Source organism: Rheinheimera sp. 1928-s, from assembly GCF_029269265.1.
In the GTDB taxonomy this organism is placed as follows: domain Bacteria; phylum Pseudomonadota; class Gammaproteobacteria; order Enterobacterales; family Alteromonadaceae; genus Pararheinheimera.
This window is the reverse complement of sequence record NZ_JARIXP010000012.1, coordinates 11,006-26,520: the sequence shown is the minus strand read 5'-3', so window position 1 is coordinate 26,520 and position 15,515 is coordinate 11,006. Positions and strand designations below refer to the sequence as shown.

The 15,515-nt window shown below is 45.9% G+C and carries 11 protein-coding genes and 4 tRNA genes; 7 read left to right on the top strand and 8 right to left on the bottom strand.

All coding sequences use genetic code 11. The features are described 5' to 3' along the window. Positions 1 to 8 precede the first annotated feature (8 nt). From uvrC to P3C17_RS19730, 6 genes are all read left to right on the top strand, one after another. Entirely contained in the window at positions 9 to 1,823 is a 1,815-nt protein-coding gene (gene uvrC / locus P3C17_RS19755; RefSeq protein WP_300931021.1) for an excinuclease ABC subunit UvrC, read from the top strand. A 30-nt stretch (positions 1,824 to 1,853) separates the two neighbouring features. Continuing rightward, complete coding sequence (gene pgsA, locus P3C17_RS19750; protein WP_233079427.1) at positions 1,854 to 2,396, top strand: CDP-diacylglycerol--glycerol-3-phosphate 3-phosphatidyltransferase; 543 nt, start codon at positions 1,854 to 1,856, stop codon at positions 2,394 to 2,396. Positions 2,397 to 2,529: 133 nt separating this feature from the next. After that, a tRNA-Gly gene (locus tag P3C17_RS19745) sits at positions 2,530 to 2,605 on the top strand. Between the two features lie 15 nt (positions 2,606 to 2,620). After that, a tRNA-Cys gene (locus P3C17_RS19740) sits at positions 2,621 to 2,694 on the top strand. A 57-nt stretch (positions 2,695 to 2,751) separates the two neighbouring features. Continuing rightward, a tRNA-Leu gene (locus tag P3C17_RS19735) sits at positions 2,752 to 2,838 on the top strand. 75 nt (positions 2,839 to 2,913) lie between these two features. Then, positions 2,914 to 2,989, top strand: a tRNA-Gly gene (locus tag P3C17_RS19730). A 123-nt stretch (positions 2,990 to 3,112) separates the two neighbouring features. Here the strand turns inward: P3C17_RS19730 and P3C17_RS19725 are convergent. From P3C17_RS19725 to P3C17_RS19700, 6 genes are all read right to left on the bottom strand, one after another. Continuing rightward, positions 3,113 to 4,531, bottom strand: a complete 1,419-nt coding sequence (locus P3C17_RS19725; protein WP_300931020.1) for a DASS family sodium-coupled anion symporter — start codon at positions 4,529 to 4,531, stop codon at positions 3,113 to 3,115. 44 nt (positions 4,532 to 4,575) lie between these two features. Beyond that, complete coding sequence (locus P3C17_RS19720) at positions 4,576 to 5,535, bottom strand: porin (protein ID WP_300931019.1); 960 nt, start codon at positions 5,533 to 5,535, stop codon at positions 4,576 to 4,578. Further along, entirely contained in the window at positions 5,528 to 6,844 is a 1,317-nt protein-coding gene (locus P3C17_RS19715) for a dicarboxylate/amino acid:cation symporter (RefSeq protein ID WP_300931018.1), read from the bottom strand. The genes P3C17_RS19720 and P3C17_RS19715 overlap by 8 nt, the downstream gene beginning before the upstream one ends. Before the next feature lie 197 nt (positions 6,845 to 7,041). Then, on the bottom strand, positions 7,042 to 8,424 hold the full coding sequence (locus tag P3C17_RS19710) for a sigma-54 dependent transcriptional regulator (protein WP_300931017.1): 1,383 nt from the start codon (positions 8,422 to 8,424) through the stop codon (positions 7,042 to 7,044). Further along, a complete protein-coding gene (locus P3C17_RS19705; protein WP_300931016.1) occupies positions 8,425 to 10,218 on the bottom strand; it encodes an ATP-binding protein in 1,794 nt (597 codons plus the stop codon). Further along, a complete protein-coding gene (locus P3C17_RS19700; protein ID WP_300931015.1) occupies positions 10,218 to 10,994 on the bottom strand; it encodes a pseudouridine synthase in 777 nt (258 codons plus the stop codon). The genes P3C17_RS19705 and P3C17_RS19700 overlap by 1 nt, the downstream gene beginning before the upstream one ends. A gap of 156 nt (positions 10,995 to 11,150) precedes the next feature. Here P3C17_RS19700 and P3C17_RS19695 point away from each other — a divergent pair, with 156 nt between their 5' ends. Next, a complete protein-coding gene (locus tag P3C17_RS19695; protein ID WP_300931014.1) occupies positions 11,151 to 12,113 on the top strand; it encodes an aldo/keto reductase in 963 nt (320 codons plus the stop codon). Between the two features lie 63 nt (positions 12,114 to 12,176). On the opposite strand, the gene P3C17_RS19690 is transcribed toward P3C17_RS19695, so the two are convergent. Both P3C17_RS19690 and P3C17_RS19685 read right to left on the bottom strand, forming a co-directional pair. Next, a complete protein-coding gene (locus tag P3C17_RS19690; RefSeq protein ID WP_300931013.1) occupies positions 12,177 to 13,004 on the bottom strand; it encodes an HAD family acid phosphatase in 828 nt (275 codons plus the stop codon). 66 nt (positions 13,005 to 13,070) lie between these two features. Next, positions 13,071 to 15,155: a hypothetical protein gene (locus P3C17_RS19685; RefSeq protein WP_300931056.1), complete on the bottom strand. Its 2,085-nt coding sequence runs from the start codon at positions 15,153 to 15,155 to the stop codon at positions 13,071 to 13,073. Between the last annotated feature and the right edge of the window lie 360 nt (positions 15,156 to 15,515).

Below are 15,515 nucleotides of genomic sequence, written 5' to 3'. Positions count from 1 at the left end.
GTTTCCTTATGTTTGACGCCAAGAGCTTCCTGAAAACAGCGCCCCATATGCCGGGCGTGTATCGTATGCTTGATCAGAAAGAAACCGTCATTTATGTCGGTAAAGCCAAAGATCTGAAAAAACGCTTATCCAGTTATTTCCGCCAGAATATTTCCGGTAGTAAAACCCGCGCTCTAGTTAGCCATATTCGCAGCGTAGAACTGACTGTTACGCAAAGTGAAACCGAAGCGCTGATTTTAGAAAATAACCTGATTAAGCAGTACCTGCCTAAATACAATATTTTGCTGCGGGACGATAAGTCTTATCCATTTATTCTAATCACCAACCATAAACACCCGCGGATCAGTTCACACCGCGGACCTCGTAAAGTGGAAGGTCAGTATTTTGGTCCTTATCCAAGCGCAGGTGCTGTATGGGAAAGTTTAAAGCTGCTGCAAAAAGTATTTCCTATCCGACAGTGTGAAGACGGCTTTTACCGCGCCCGCACCCGACCTTGTTTGCAGTATCAGTTAAAACTCTGTTCAGCACCTTGTGTTGGCAAAATCTCTGATGAAGATTACGCCGCTGAAGTTAGAAATACCTCACTATTTTTATCCGGAAAAAGCCAGCAGTTGATTGAACAACTGGTGCAGCAAATGGAAAAAGCCAGCAGCGAAATGGCTTTTGAAAAAGCGGCTCAGTTTCGCGATCAAATCATCAGCTTACGAAAAGTGCAGGAGCAGCAGTACGTCAGCGGTGATCACGAAGAAATGGACGTGATAGCACTGGAGTGGTCGCATGGGGTAGCCTGTATTCATGTGCTGTTTATCCGTGATCATAAGGTGCTTGGCAGTAAGAACTTTTTCCCTAAAGTACCGGCAGGTTCTGAACCTGAAGAAATTCTACCGTCTTTTTTAGCCCAGTTTTATTTAAGTGGTGCCGGAGGCCAAATGGTACCGAAAGAGCTGGTACTAAGCGAGCAGGTGGCAGATGACGAGCAATTGGCGCAAGCGATCGGTGAATTAGCGCAGCGTAAAGTGAGTTTTGTTTATGCCAAACGTGGCGAAAAAGCCCGTTATCTGGCTTTAGCGCAAAAAAATGCGCAATTGGCTGCTGCCACTAAGTTGTCCGTCAAAGAGCAGGTAGCGGTGCGTTACCGTGAGCTGAAACAGACATTAAAGCTTGAACGTCTCGATCGGATGGAGTGTTTTGATATCAGCCACACCATGGGCCAGTCGACTATAGCGTCCTGTGTGGTGTTTGACGGGCAGGGGCCAAATAAAAGCGAATACCGCCGTTTTAATGTCGAAGGCATTACGCCTGGCGATGATTATGCAGCCATGTTATTTGCGCTGAATAAGCGCTATGGCAAGCTGACCGATGAAAGCCGTATCCCGGATTTGATTTTAATAGACGGTGGTCAAGGGCAGTTGACTCAAGCGATTAACTTTTTCAGTGATTGGCCTTTTGCGAAAAGACCATTATTGGTTGGGGTGGCCAAAGGTACCAGTCGTAAACCTGGCCTTGAAACTTTAATTTTGCCGGATAACCCGGCAGGCTTTTCTCTTGCTGCTGAATCGCCAGCTTTGCATTTAATTCAGCAAATTCGTGACGAAGCGCACCGTTTTGCTATCACTGGCCATCGTAATAAACGCGGTAAAGCCATTATTAAAAGCCCGTTAGAAAATATCGACGGAGTAGGTGAGAAACGCCGACAAGCTTTGTTACAATACCTCGGTGGTTTGCATGGCGTGATGCAGGCCTCAGTGGACGAACTCGCGACAGTACCCGGAATTTCCAGGCAACAGGCCGAAAAGATTTACCAGGCATGTCACAATAACTAAATATTTGTGCCGACTTTGAGAAGTAGTGTTATGTGGAATATTCCAAATCTGTTGACTATGTTCCGATTGTGTTTGATCCCGGTTTGTTTATTCTGCTTTTACTCTGAATTGGAACACGCCCGTTTTTTTGCTGCTTTTGCCTTTTGGTTTGCGGCTATTACCGACATGTTAGATGGTTATCTGGCGCGTAAGATGCAGCTGATGACACCTTTTGGTGCTTTTTTAGACCCGGTGGCAGACAAATTAATGGTGGCTGCAGCATTGGTGTTGATAGCCGTCGATATGCAAACGCTGTGGGTGACTATTCCGGCTTTTATTATGATTAGCCGTGAGATTTTAATTTCTGCCTTGCGTGAATGGATGGCAGGCGTAGGGCAACGAGCTCAGGTCGCCGTATCAGAAGTGGGCAAATACAAAACAGCTGCTCAAATGTTGGCATTGATAGGCTTGATTTGGCAACCTGTGGGTTGGCTGACCGATTTAAGTATGGCACTGTTGTATATAGCGACCTTATTAACGGTTTGGTCTATGTTGGTTTATCTGAAAGCATCCTGGCCAGCGCTGAGTAAATAAGCGGAAAAAGTTTGCAAAAACAGCAGTGAAGCTACTTTTTGAGCAAACGAATTTAAAAGCATAAATTTGTGGTTGACGTAAAAGCATAAACCAGTAGAATGCGTCTCGTGTTACGGCGAATGGCCAGTAAAAAGCGGGCATAGCTCAGTTGGTAGAGCGCGACCTTGCCAAGGTCGAGGTCACGAGTTCGAGCCTCGTTGCCCGCTCCAAGTCGTACGCCAGATGGCGGGTTGGCAGAATGGCCATGCAGCGGATTGCAAATCCGTCCACCTCGGTTCGACTCCGGGACCCGCCTCCATTAAATGCTGTACTTGGTTTAGTGCTGTTGGCTGTAATGCAAAATAGAAAAGTGTTTGCCCGGGTGGTGAAATCGGTAGACACAAGGGATTTAAAATCCCTCGCTCGAAAGGGCGTGCCGGTTCAAGTCCGGCCCCGGGCACCATCTCAATAATAAGATGTTGGGATGGTCTAAAGAACAACAAATACCAAAGCAGGTTGTTATCTGCAAAGTGCCTAAGCGGGCATAGCTCAGTTGGTAGAGCGCGACCTTGCCAAGGTCGAGGTCACGAGTTCGAGCCTCGTTGCCCGCTCCAAATTTGAAAAAAGCAGCCTTAGGGCTGCTTTTTTGCGTTTTAGATTCTGAAAAACTATGGTCGTGTTATTTATTGTTAAAAAAGCGGCCACAGACCGCTTCTTCACAAAGACTGCAGGTAATCCTATCTCACCAGCTGTGGCCCTAACCACAGACTAAACAAGCTAATAGTCACTATACCGATCAGATTCAGTACTAAACCTGCTCTGACCATATCCTTGATTTGCAGCTTGCCTGAGGCAAAGACGATGGCATTAGGTGGGGTGGCGACTGGCATCATAAAGGCGAAGCTCGCAGCCAGTGCAGCTGGCACCACCAGATAAAGCGGAGACAACTCCATAGACATAGCGACAGGGCCTAATAGCGGCAGAAAAGCCGCAGCTGTCGCTGTATTGCTGGTGACTTCAGTCAAAAAGATGATCAGACTAGTCACTGCAACCAACAGCAATACAGGAGGTACACCTTCCAATAGTTGCAGTTGTTGTGCTAATAGTTCAGCCACACCGGTTTTTTGTATTTGGTCAGCCATACTCAGGCCGCCTCCAAACAGCAATAACACGCCCCATGGCAGATTTTGACTATCTTTCCATTCTAAAAGTGCGGTGCCAGAGCCTTTTTCCCCTGGTAATACAAATAATAGAGCAGCAGCACAAAGGGCGATCACTGTGTCACTGACAGGTAAGCCGGTCCATTTCACCAGCCACTGCTGGCTGATCCAGCTTAATGCGGCCAGCGCGAATACCATTAACACTAATTTTTGTGAACGTGACATCTCACCTAAGGCTTTTAATTGAGCGGGTGTGTCATTCTGAGCAAGATCAGTTTTGGGCATACGAAAATGGATTTTAGTCAGCCAAACCCAGCACACAACCAACATAGTCAAAGCCAAAGGCACACCCAATATCATCCAGTCGGCAAAGCTGATTTGAATACCATAACTTTTTGATAAATAAGCAGCCAATAAGGCATTCGGCGGGGTACCAATTAAGGTGGCAATCCCACCTATGCTGGCACTATAGGCGATACCAAGCAAGACAGCTTTGCCAAAGTGGTCCTGTGTTGAGGCGTTTGCCATAGCGATAATAGATAAACCTATAGGCAGCATCATCACAGCTGTGGCTGTATTGGACATCCACATCGATAAAAAGGCAGTGACAGCCATCACAGCCGCAATTTGCAAACCAGGTGAAGATCCCACCATCGACAGTGCTTTCAAAGCAATACGTTTATGCAATACCGTTTTTTCCATCGCAATGGACAGAAAAAAACCGCCCAAAAACAGAAAAATCAACGGATGCGCATAAGGAGAGGTCGCGGCGTCCAGCTTATCTATGCCAAGCAGGGGGATAAAAATCATAGGTAACAAGGATGTCACAGGGATAGGCACTATTTCGGTGATCCACCAGAGCACCATCCAAGCCATTAAACCCGTCACCATCCAGGCGGGTTGACTCATTTGTGCTGCGGGAGGAGGTAAAAGAATAGTCAGCAAGAGTAATAAAGGGCCACAGAGTAGTAGTAAGCGGCTTGAAAAAGGCGACATATTAAATCCTTATGAAAAGAAACCGGAGCCAGGCTCCGGTGGGATCAGAAGAAAAACTTCATACCTAGAGCGGCGGCATGATCATGATCGGTTTCAAAATTGAGTGTGGACAGAAGTAGATAGGCCGTCAAATTTTTTCGCCATTGATAATCAACCCCAATAGTATGCAAACGCGCTTTTTCTGCATGTCGGGTTTGACTATCATCTTGCTGCCACTGCCATTTGTAGGTCCAATCAGCTCGTTGATAACTCAGTTGCGCCAGCCAGGCATCGCCTTCGATGTTGCGTATCAGATGTTCGCTGTGCTGATACATTAAACCTGCGGCAAGCACAGCGCCATCCAACTGCCATAAAGGCATCTGAGCTAACAAGCGCTCTGCGGTGATATTATTCAGTTCATCCGTGCGGCCATACGCCAGATAGACAGGATATTTTTTGAACGCCGGATCACCATAACCCAGCACCCAATCATAACCTCCGGCTATTTCGTCGCTGGCACCCGTCTGCCAGGTTGCTGATAAATTAAAACCTTCAATGATTGGAGACTGATAACTCACCAAATTTTCCAGGCGGTCCTGACCCGGCGTAATTTGCGCCATATCGGCAAGAGTTTCGTTAAATAAATCGATTTTTCCTTCAGACTTTTTAAACTTGGTGTCGTTTTTACCAAACACCAGTTCCCCATAGGTACCGGCGACACCAATGTAAGTGTTGCGTGAACCCAGGCGCTGATCCCTGTTGGCATCATCCAGGCCATTCACCTGCCACTCGTACACAGCTACAATGGCCAGCCCATCCGTCAATTGATGTTTAGCCTTCATGCCTAAGCGGGAAAATGGCGCTTCAATCTGCCGACCTTGGTCGGCATAGCGGTAGAGTCCTTTATCAACATCCAGCGCCTGTAATTCAAGTTTACCGTACCAATCCCATTCAAAAGCGCTGACGTTTGAGGTTGCAAAAGCCAGAGTGCAACAGATAGCTGCAGGCAAAGAAGATTTAACCATGTTGCACCTCAGCTGTCGTCACTGTCTGAGTCGTTTGTTGAGGAGTTGCTCCCTGAGCCAGCTCCTTATCCAGTTGTTGCATATCCAATTCACCGCACCATTTGGACACCACCAGAGTGGCGACACCGTTACCAATTAAATTCGTTAAAGCTCTGGCTTCAGACATAAATCTGTCTATACCTAAAATTAAGGCGATACCAGCCACTGGTACAGAACCTACGGAAGCTAAAGTAGCGGCTAATACAATAAAACCACTGCCAGTGACTCCAGCTGCACCTTTGGATGTCACCAGTAATACAGCCAGCAAGGTCAGCTGCTGGGTTAAATCCATTGGAGTGTCGGTAGCTTGTGCAATAAACACAGCAGCCATGGTCAGATAAATAGCGGTGCCATCGAGGTTAAAGGAATATCCTGTTGGGATCACTAAACCTACTGTGGATTTAGTCGCACCTAGTTTTTCCAGCTTTGCCATCATACGTGGCAACACAGATTCAGAAGAGGATGTGCCTAAGACGATCAGCAACTCTTCTTTGATATAGCGAATAAATTTGGTAATTGAAAAACCGTGGTAGCGGCAAATAGCACCTAACACAACAAAAATAAACAGCAGGCAGGTGATGTAAAAGGTGGCCATTAAGCCGGCTAACGACCATAAAGTCGCAATGCCGTATTTACCTATGGTAAAGGCCATGGCACCAAAAGCACCAATAGGGGCGACTTTCATCAGCATATGCACTATGGCAAATAATACTTCTGAGCTTTTTTCCACATAACCAAAAATCAGGTTTTGTCGGCCACCCAAACGCTGCAAAGCAAAACCAAACAGGATAGAGAAAAACAGCACTTGCAGCATATCGCCACGGGCAAAGGCATCAAATACGCTGCTTGGGATCACATTCAGCAGAAAGTCTGTGGTACTTTGCATCTGATCCGGCGCAGTGTATTTGCTGATGGATTGTTGATCCAGACTGGCGGGATCTATGTGCATGCCGACACCAGGCTTGACGACATTAATCACCACTAAACCTATGACTAAAGCGATGGTCGTGACAATTTCAAAATAGAGCAGGGCATAACCACCCGTTTTGCCTACTTTTTTCATATCTTCCATACCTGCTATACCCACAACTACGGTACAAAAGATAATGGGCGCGATAATCATTTTAATCAGCTTGATAAAAGCTGTACCCAGAGGCTGCATGGCAGTGCCAAGTTCCGGGTAAAAATGACCTAAAAAGATACCTATACTGATGGCGAGTAACACCTGGATATAAAGGCTGGATAACAGCTTTATGGCTCTGTTTTTCATTGTTATTGTCTCTCTGGTTATGGAGAAAATCTCCCTGTCAGACAGTCAATAGCAAAGAGGAAGCCAGCTTTTTTGGTTTGATATAATCCTTTAAAATCAATGATTTGAATAGGCGTTATTCGATTGATGAGAACTCGTGTGTGGATTTCCGCATAAGCTTTCAAGGCTGTTGTCACTTAATCCACACAAAGTGTTTTTTAGTCTTCGTGTCTATCCAGAAAGTCGCGGCGGGTCAGTTGGTATTTCGCCATTTTGTCGTATAAGGTTTTGCGGGGTAAATCCAGTTCGGCCATCACAGCTTTTATTGCCCCTTTATGCTGATTTAAGGCCTCTTCCAGCAGCATTTTTTCGTAATATTCAACCCGCTGTTGCAGGCTCATACTGCCTGTGATGCCATCTTCAGCTTTATGTTGCTGCGTGCTAAAAGCGACCTGAGCACCCATCAATACATAACGTTCTGCCATGTTGCGCAGCTCACGCACGTTACCAGGCCACTGATGCTGCGCTAATTGCTGTAACTCTGTGCTTTTCAGCGGAATATATTCTTTGTGAAAACGAGCCGCGGCGATGCGGGCAAAATGTGAAAACAATAAAAATACATCATCTTTACGCTGCCGCAGGGCTGGCAGGTGCAAGTCAACCAGGCTTAAGCGGTAGTACAAGTCACTGCGAAATTCTCCTGTGCTTGCCAGCTGTTTTAAATCCATTTTACTGGCAGCTATCACCCGAATATCTAAATCTATCGCCTGGTTTGAACCCAAACGGGTTACTTTACGCTCTTCCAGCACCCGCAGCAGTTTGACCTGTAAAGATAAGGGCGTACTTTCAATTTCATCCAGTAATAAAGTACCGCCATTGGCGAACTCAAATTTACCTATACGTTTTTTATCTGCACCGGTAAAAGCGCCGGCTTCAGCACCAAAGAGCTCACTTTCAATCAGCTGCTCTGGTATAGCGCCGCAGTTAATAGCAACAAAGTTATGCTGGCGTCTGTCACTTTGCTCATGTAAATAGCGCGCCACCAATTCTTTGCCTGTGCCGGTTTCACCATAAATCAGTACATCAGCAGGGGCATGGATCACCGCATCCAGAGTGCGACGTAACTGCTGCATTGCCGGGCTTTGGCCTAGAATACGCAAGCCGGGTTGTTGTTCCCGTTCGACTGCTGCTTTTAACTGACGGTTTTCCAGTACTAAATGACGTTTTTCCAAAGCTCTGCGACTAACTTCCACCAGATGATCGTTATCAAAAGGTTTTTCCAGAAAATCATATGCGCCTTGTTGCATGGCTTTTACGGCCAAAGACACGGCACCATAACCTGTCAGCATCACCACAGGAATTTCGGCATCTATCGCATGAATTTTTTGCAACAGTTCAAGGCCATTCAGTGCTGGCATATGCATATCTGTGATCACTATGCCGCTGTAACCCATGCTGATTTGTTTTAGTACTTCAGCAGGATTGGCAGTGGTCAAACAAGGCAAATCTTCGAGTTTACACAGCTGACTGACTGCACTGCGAATATCGGCTTCGTCATCAATAAAAATAATAGCCGGTTGCTGTTGTTCTAGAGTCGCCATTTAAGATCCTGTTTTTGCGATAGCAAGCGAAATAATAAACTCAGCGCCTGCCGTAGGGGCGTTGCGTACTTCAAGCTGGCCACCAAAAGATTGCACTATACGCTGCGAAATAGACAAACCCAGCCCCAATCCATCCCGTTGTTTTGTGGTAAAAAACGCTTCAAAAATGCGTTCTAAATGATGAGGCTCGATCCCAGGTCCTTGATCACGGATATGAATACTGACCTGCTGCTGTTGAGTTTTGACCACTATATGAAAAGTAGCATCGACCACTCCCGTCATTGCTTGCACCCCATTGGTCAGAATATTCACCAGCACTTGCTCAAGCTGAATAGGGTCAGCTAACACTGTGGGGGACAGATCAGGCAGCTGCAACCTGATTTTTACGCCTTGTTGCTGGCATTGATGCTTAACTATACCAAGGGCGTCCAGAATAAGTTTGTTCACCTGCACCAGTTGGTTTTTGCCGGAGCTTTTGCGGCTGAAATCTTTAAACTGCGCCACTATCACACTTAAACGCTGCATCAACTGCCTCATCGCCTGAATATTCGTTTTAGCGTCAATCAGATAACCTTTGTCGATCAGCTTTTCTGTGGTTTGGGCATAACTTTGTAATGCGGTCAGCGGCTGATTTAGCTCGTGATTTAAAGAAGCTGATAGGGCCCCTATAGTGGCAAGTTTAGCGGTTTGCACCAGCTGTTGTTCGGTTTGGGCCAGCTCTGTTTCAGTTTGCTCGCGTCGTTCGATCTGACGTATCAGTTGGCTGTTGGTTTCAGCCAGATCTTTGGTCCGGGCTATCACGCGTTGTTCCAGCTGTTGATTGTGTTGCACTAGTTGCAGATGACGTTTTTGCCGTTCACGTCGAACCCAAAATGCCAGTAGTGCAGAGCTGTAGAATAAAGTCACCAGCAAAAATGCCCACCAGAGCGAAGTACGATGGGACGCAGGAGAGGCCAGCACAGTTAAGGTCCAGCCAAACTCTGGCAAAGCACGTTGGTAGGGTAAAAAACTTGCGGCTTTTCCGTCTATTTTCAGACGCCACAAAGGATAGCCTGAAGCCAGCATCGCGGAACGAATGGCATAATCCATAGGTTTGATAGCCTGGGTAATATAACGCTGTTGTTCAGGCGGACTAAGAGCTTTGCCGGACAGGCTGGTTAAGCGCCATTCTGCCACGCTGGACAAAAACACCTCATCGCTTTGCCCTGTCACCATAAAGTGGCTGTCAGCTAAACCGGCAATTTGTTGCTGATGTTGTTCTATAGGTTCCAAATCCACTTTGGCCACCATGACCGCCAGGATCTGCCCCTGTATACGAACAGGCACGCTGTAGTAATACCCCCGGCGTTCACTGGTATGGCCCAGTGCATAATACTGCGCATTCTGGCCTGCCAAGGCATCCTGAACATAAGGTCTGAAGCCGAAATCACGACCCAGATAATAAATTCTGCCGTGGGCATTCGAACTCGCAATCACAATTCCTGAAGGATTAACCAGATATAAATCAGCCACATCAGCACTTCGTTGCAACTGAAACAAATATTGATTCAGTTGATCGTTGCTATCAGGAAGCTCTAGCAACAGAGATTGCAGCAAGCCGGAGTTGGCAATTTGTTCTGGTAAATCGGCATAACGGCCAATTTCATAACGAATAAAAGCAGCGAGGTTGTCACTTTGGTGCTGAGCCTTCAGAGTCAGCTGACGGTAATTCCAGTGCTGCGCCGCAGAAGCCGCCAGCATCAACACCAGCAGATAACCACAAAGCAGCAGGAACCAGCGCAGCTGTTTGCTCATTAGTTCTGTCTTTGGCTTGGATTAGCTTTCGGCGTGGCCAAAAGCGAGGCTTCTTCAGTTTTGCTTGAGCTTAATAACTTGGATTCCAGTTCTGCCATTTCAGCCTGGGTCAGTTCACGGTATTGACCTGCTTTTAGCTCAGCCAAACGTACATTCATAATACGGACACGTTTGAGTTTAGTGACATTAAAGCCTAAAAATTCCGTCATACGACGAATTTGCCGGTTTAAACCCTGTGTCAGAATAATATTAAAGGTTTGGCGGGAAATTTGTTTCACCTGACAAGGCAAGGTAATGGTCTCGAGGATAGGCACGCCAGAGGCCATTTTACGCAAAAACTGCTCTGTAACAGGTTTATCGACCGTGACTACGTATTCTTTTTCATGCTCGTTGCCGGCGCGCAGAATTTTATTAACGATATCGCCATCGTTGGTCAAAAAAATCAACCCTTCAGATTCTTTATCCAACCGGCCTATGGGGAAAATACGTTCGGGATAACCTATGGCGTCAATGATGTTGCCTTTGACATCCAGCTCTGTGGTGCAGGTAATACCAACAGCTTTATGGTAGGCCAGATAAACCCGCCGAGGTTTGGCTTTGAGCGGTTTGCCTTGCACCAGCACCTGATCATGTTCGAGGACTTTGGTGCCTAGCGTGCCCACCTGACCATTGACGGTCACCAGGCCCTGTTCAATCAGCTTATCGGCTTCCCGGCGTGAACAAAAACCTGTGTCACTAATAAATTTATTTAAACGAAACAATGTTGTTTGCTCCACAGCTTCACACCCAGCAGTTGAAAAAGGACGATAGTTTAGGTGCTCAACGCATCAGGGGCAAGGCTGCTGTTTATTTTAGAGCAGAAAACAAGACGGGTATTGGCAAGGCAGCAGGATGAGGTACACTTGCTGCTCATTATCCAGAAGGGACCACTGATGTTACCTATTCAGCACTATTTCCCCCAAGCCGATGCCTTAGTTTATGGTTGCATGGGACTGGGTGGTAGCTGGGATCAACCCACCACCAGCCAAGAACAACGAGACTTATCTTTTAGCGCTATAGATGCCGCTCTGGACGCTAATATTCGTTTTTTTGATCATGCGGATATTTATACCAGAGGCAAAGCCGAAGCTGTGTTTGGTGACTATCTGGCTGCTCATTCCGGGTTACGTGAACAGCTGATCATACAAAGTAAATGTGCGATACGTTTTGCTGATGATACAGCGGTAGGGCGTTATGACTTTAGCAAAAAATACATTGTTGAGTCTGTACATCAGTCACTGAAACGACTGCAAACCGACTACTTAGATATTTTATTGCTGCACAGACCGGATCAACTGATGTTGATTGATGAAGTGGCTGAAGCTTTTGCAGAGCTGAAACAACAAGGCAAAGTGAAAGCTTTTGGTGTATCCAACTTTGGCTGGCCGCAACTGCAGTTGCTGCAATCAGCCTTGCCTGAGCCTTTGGTTGCCAATCAGCTGCAAATGAGCCTGAAGGATTTAAACTGGCTGGAGCAGAACGTACTGACCGCTATGCCGGATGGCGCGGCTCATCATTTTAGTTATGGCACTGTGGAATATTGCCAGTTGCACAAAGTGCAACTGCAAGCCTGGGGCAGTCTGGCGCAAGGTTTGTTTAGCGGTGGCCGTAGCCCTGAAACTCAAGCTCAGCAGGCCACTGCCGTTCTGGTAGCGCAATTGGCCGCAGAGTACCAAACCAGTCCTGAAGCTATAGTGCTGGCGTTTTTATTAAAACACCCGGCAGGCATTCAGCCTGTGATAGGCACCACCTCACCAGCTCGTATCGCTGCTTGCCAAAAGGCTTTGACTATTCAGCTAAGCCGTGAACACTGGTATGCACTTTATGTGGCAGCCAGAGGTAAGGTTTTACCATAAATGAAAATGGGGTCAGATCACATTGTTAACAGTTAACAATGTGATCTGACCCCAATTATGTGTTTATTGTTTGGATGGTACTGACTGCAAATACTGGCTATTAGGTTGTTCTAAAATAGTCTGCCAGGATCCATAAGTTGGGTTGGCTAATACAAACCATTTTGTTCCCCAGTAGTTCTGGTAGGTATCCACCAAAGTGGAACGTTGTTCTGGTGTGATGTTTTTCTTCACGTCAGGCAGGAAATCACCAAAATCATCGCCAATCGACATTAAAATGCGAAAGTCTTTGGCAGCCAGCAGGCGGCGGCTTTCTTTTTCGCTGCTCCAGAGCGGCTGTTCTGACTTTAACCAGATTTGTGAAGCATCAACTTTTTCTATACCTACAGCTTTTAAATTACGCAGCGTATCGTTTTTTTGTGGGCAGCTATCATTTACCCCTGTGCGTTTTTCGCACTCTCTATTGCTGATATACAATACTTTGACGCCAGCTGCTTCAGCTTTGTTGACAAAAGACACCGCGCCCGGTATAGCTTTGGCTGAAGCCATTGCGACCCATTGGTCCCACAGTTTTGGATCAAAACCCGCATTTAACAACACACTTTGTGCAGCAACAGGGGAGTTATCCAGAATAGTCTCATCAATATCGACAATAATAGCGGGCGGCAGTTGTTGGAAATTCTCTTTCTGGTTTGTCAAAGCTGTCCAGTTTTTATCCGCTATCGCCAAAGGCAGCTGTAAAGCCGCTGTTTGATAAGTCTGAATAGCACTGGCTTTAAATTCTGCAGAACTTTGGTACCACAAGGTGGCATTCATATTGTCGTGAGTGTTGGCTTGTAAGGTAAAAGAGCACAACATAAAGCTGCCCAGCAGCAAGGAGTGAGAGAGGTTCATTAGGACTCCGTTATAAGGAAAAAAGATAAACATAAAAAAAGCCCCCGCACAGCGGAGGCTTGCGACTTAGGCTTTATCCGCGCCAGGCTCAGGTTTAGCACCTTTATCGGACAGGTTATTCAGTGAAATAACCTTAGTTTTACTGATCTTATGACGATAAATTTCACGCAGATAGTGAATAGACTTTTTCACACTGTCACGGGATAAACGAATGTCATTAATAGAGACAAACTTGTCTTTATTACGAATAAGCTCACGGTATTTTTTCTCGTACATAGGTTTAATAGCATACCAGTTGGTATCGAGAATTTTTGCCGGGTTTTCAAATTCGTGCAGCATATCGTCCAGACGTTCTTCATCAAAATGATCGTCCCGGATAAAGTCCAGCATGGCTTTGTCCAGTGAGTCGTTAAAACGATAATCGTCTTTGGCAAAACAACGTTTGATAAAAGACACGATCAAGGTCAGGAAGTCATCACTTAAACACGGACTCTTAACAATCAAAGTGGTCAGCGAGATATTGGCTGAAGCGCCAATCACCAGCGCGTAACGCTTTAACGTCGTGTTCGGGAACAAGGTATTTAAATGGCTTTTCAGGCGATTTAAATCCATGTACGACAGCTTGTAGTCTTTTGGCAACGAGATAATAGACACAACGGACGAGCAGTTCTTGAAGAAGTGCAGGTCTTTTAAGTCTTTTGGATCGTAACCACTTTTTACATAAGAAGCTAAAGCGTCACGGTAACGGCCAGATTCGATAGGTAACAAACTGATGCCTTCGATGGCCTGCGTTACTTTATTAAAGTGGGGCAGGTCAATGGAGCGGAAAAACAGGTCGTCAATATTCAGACCGCTGTTGCTGTTTTTATCAAACAACTTCAGTTTATCCACTGCAGCAGGAGTACTTGGGATCACAGACTCAGCATAAGCCACAGCCACAGGGCCTGCCAGACTCATAAATAAGTCGTTGGCATCTAAACGTATGGTTTCCCCAATGTCGATACCGGCACGGCGGAAGTAGTTTTCGTCGTAATCTGTGGTCACAGCCTGAGCTGTTAAGATGTTAAAAATCTGCTGGGAAATATACTGGTTGGCATATTTTTCCATGGCATTCACGTCAATATGCTGAATTTCACCGTCATCGGTTTCTTCGGCATAACGCATGATGTCATTAGAAATCAGCATCATCGCGTTCCAGGGACGGATGCGGTGCATCACACTGGATTCGGCGCTGTCTTCATTTTCCAGGTTGTACGAGAAATCCCATTCTTCAGCCAAATACTTACATAACAAACGGCCTGAGTTGATATGCAGAGCTTCTGACATCTCCACGCCGTGATCGGTAATATTCGGCAGAATACAGATACCGCTGGTGAAGATAGGTTCAAATACAAAAGAGTGGCCAGCGTTGGCTTCATTTTCCATTTCTGGCCTGGTATCAAAAGTTTTAGCCATATAAGCGTACTGCTGGGCCAAACCAAACTCAGACGCCATACCAGAACCTGTACCACCACCGGCGCTGAAAATATAAAAATACAGACGGGATTGGTTGGCTTTGATGCCACAAGAGTCAATCAGGTAAGAGTGGATAAATTTCCAGTCCGGGTTGGAAAACTTCTGTGTGTCTTTGTTCAGAATGATTTTCGCTAAATACTGACCCAGAATAGGAGCGTTACCTGCACCACCAGCATGGACTTCAGATAAGTCCATAATTTTCATTTTGTTATAGTCTTGCAGGAAATTGGATTTTTCACCTTTATGAGAAAAACGAATACGACCTTCGATATCTTTATCCAGGTCACCCAGCATCACCAAAGGCTCAATCAAAAACACCGGTTTCACCTGATGCGACTTATCCAGATTCAGGCCTTTTTTGATCCAGCGTACAGGGCGGTATTCGGTTTCTTTTTGCTGACGTTCTTCAATATTAAATTCGTTCATATAGAAGCTGCGGGCATTATAGACAAGAGACGCCACATCAAGCGCTATATTAGAGCCACATCGACCTAAGCCAATTAAACAAACCGAAGGAAACTGTTGCTGTCGTCTGTTAACGTCTTCAACTTCTGAGGGGGGAATAGGGAACACGCTGTTTCGCAAGGCATCCAGATTGGACAGGATCCGACTCAGGTCGCGTTCAGTGAAATACATATAGCGGCCAGAACCAAAATTCAGGTCAGCTTCAGTTTCAGTGGCGGAGAATGGACGCACTGTTAAATTTACATCGTCTTTACCGGCGCTGCTTTTTATCACTTTTGTACTCATGGATAACCTTCCAAGCTGTTTTTATTGTTCTGAGCTACTTTCGATCTGAGTCATAAACATAGACTTAGCTGTCTATTATTACAATTGGCTTGAAGTACAGTACAGCAAAATTATCAAAGAGAATTGAACTTTTTGATAATCAGAAAAATAAAACTGAAAAATATCGCATTAATCCGACAAGGATATGAAATAAATGGGATCAGAAGCTGTCGATTTTAGTTTTTTGCTTCTGATCCCATCTCCCCC

What these genes read in the sequence shown, in the direction of transcription:
- uvrC (WP_300931021.1), top strand. Translation starts at nt 9, where the DNA reads ATGTTTGACGCCAAGAGCTTCCTGAAAACAGCGCCCCATATGCCGGGC.
- pgsA (WP_233079427.1), top strand. Translation starts at nt 1,854, where the DNA reads ATGTGGAATATTCCAAATCTGTTGACTATGTTCCGATTGTGTTTGATC.
- P3C17_RS19725 (WP_300931020.1), bottom strand. Translation starts at nt 4,531, where the DNA reads ATGTCGCCTTTTTCAAGCCGCTTACTACTACTCTGTGGCCCTTTATTA.
- P3C17_RS19720 (WP_300931019.1), bottom strand. Translation starts at nt 5,535, where the DNA reads ATGGTTAAATCTTCTTTGCCTGCAGCTATCTGTTGCACTCTGGCTTTT.
- P3C17_RS19715 (WP_300931018.1), bottom strand. Translation starts at nt 6,844, where the DNA reads ATGAAAAACAGAGCCATAAAGCTGTTATCCAGCCTTTATATCCAGGTG.
- P3C17_RS19710 (WP_300931017.1), bottom strand. Translation starts at nt 8,424, where the DNA reads ATGGCGACTCTAGAACAACAGCAACCGGCTATTATTTTTATTGATGAC.
- P3C17_RS19705 (WP_300931016.1), bottom strand. Translation starts at nt 10,218, where the DNA reads ATGAGCAAACAGCTGCGCTGGTTCCTGCTGCTTTGTGGTTATCTGCTG.
- P3C17_RS19695 (WP_300931014.1), top strand. Translation starts at nt 11,151, where the DNA reads ATGTTACCTATTCAGCACTATTTCCCCCAAGCCGATGCCTTAGTTTAT.
- P3C17_RS19690 (WP_300931013.1), bottom strand. Translation starts at nt 13,004, where the DNA reads ATGAACCTCTCTCACTCCTTGCTGCTGGGCAGCTTTATGTTGTGCTCT.
- P3C17_RS19685 (WP_300931056.1), bottom strand. Translation starts at nt 15,155, where the DNA reads ATGTATTTCACTGAACGCGACCTGAGTCGGATCCTGTCCAATCTGGAT.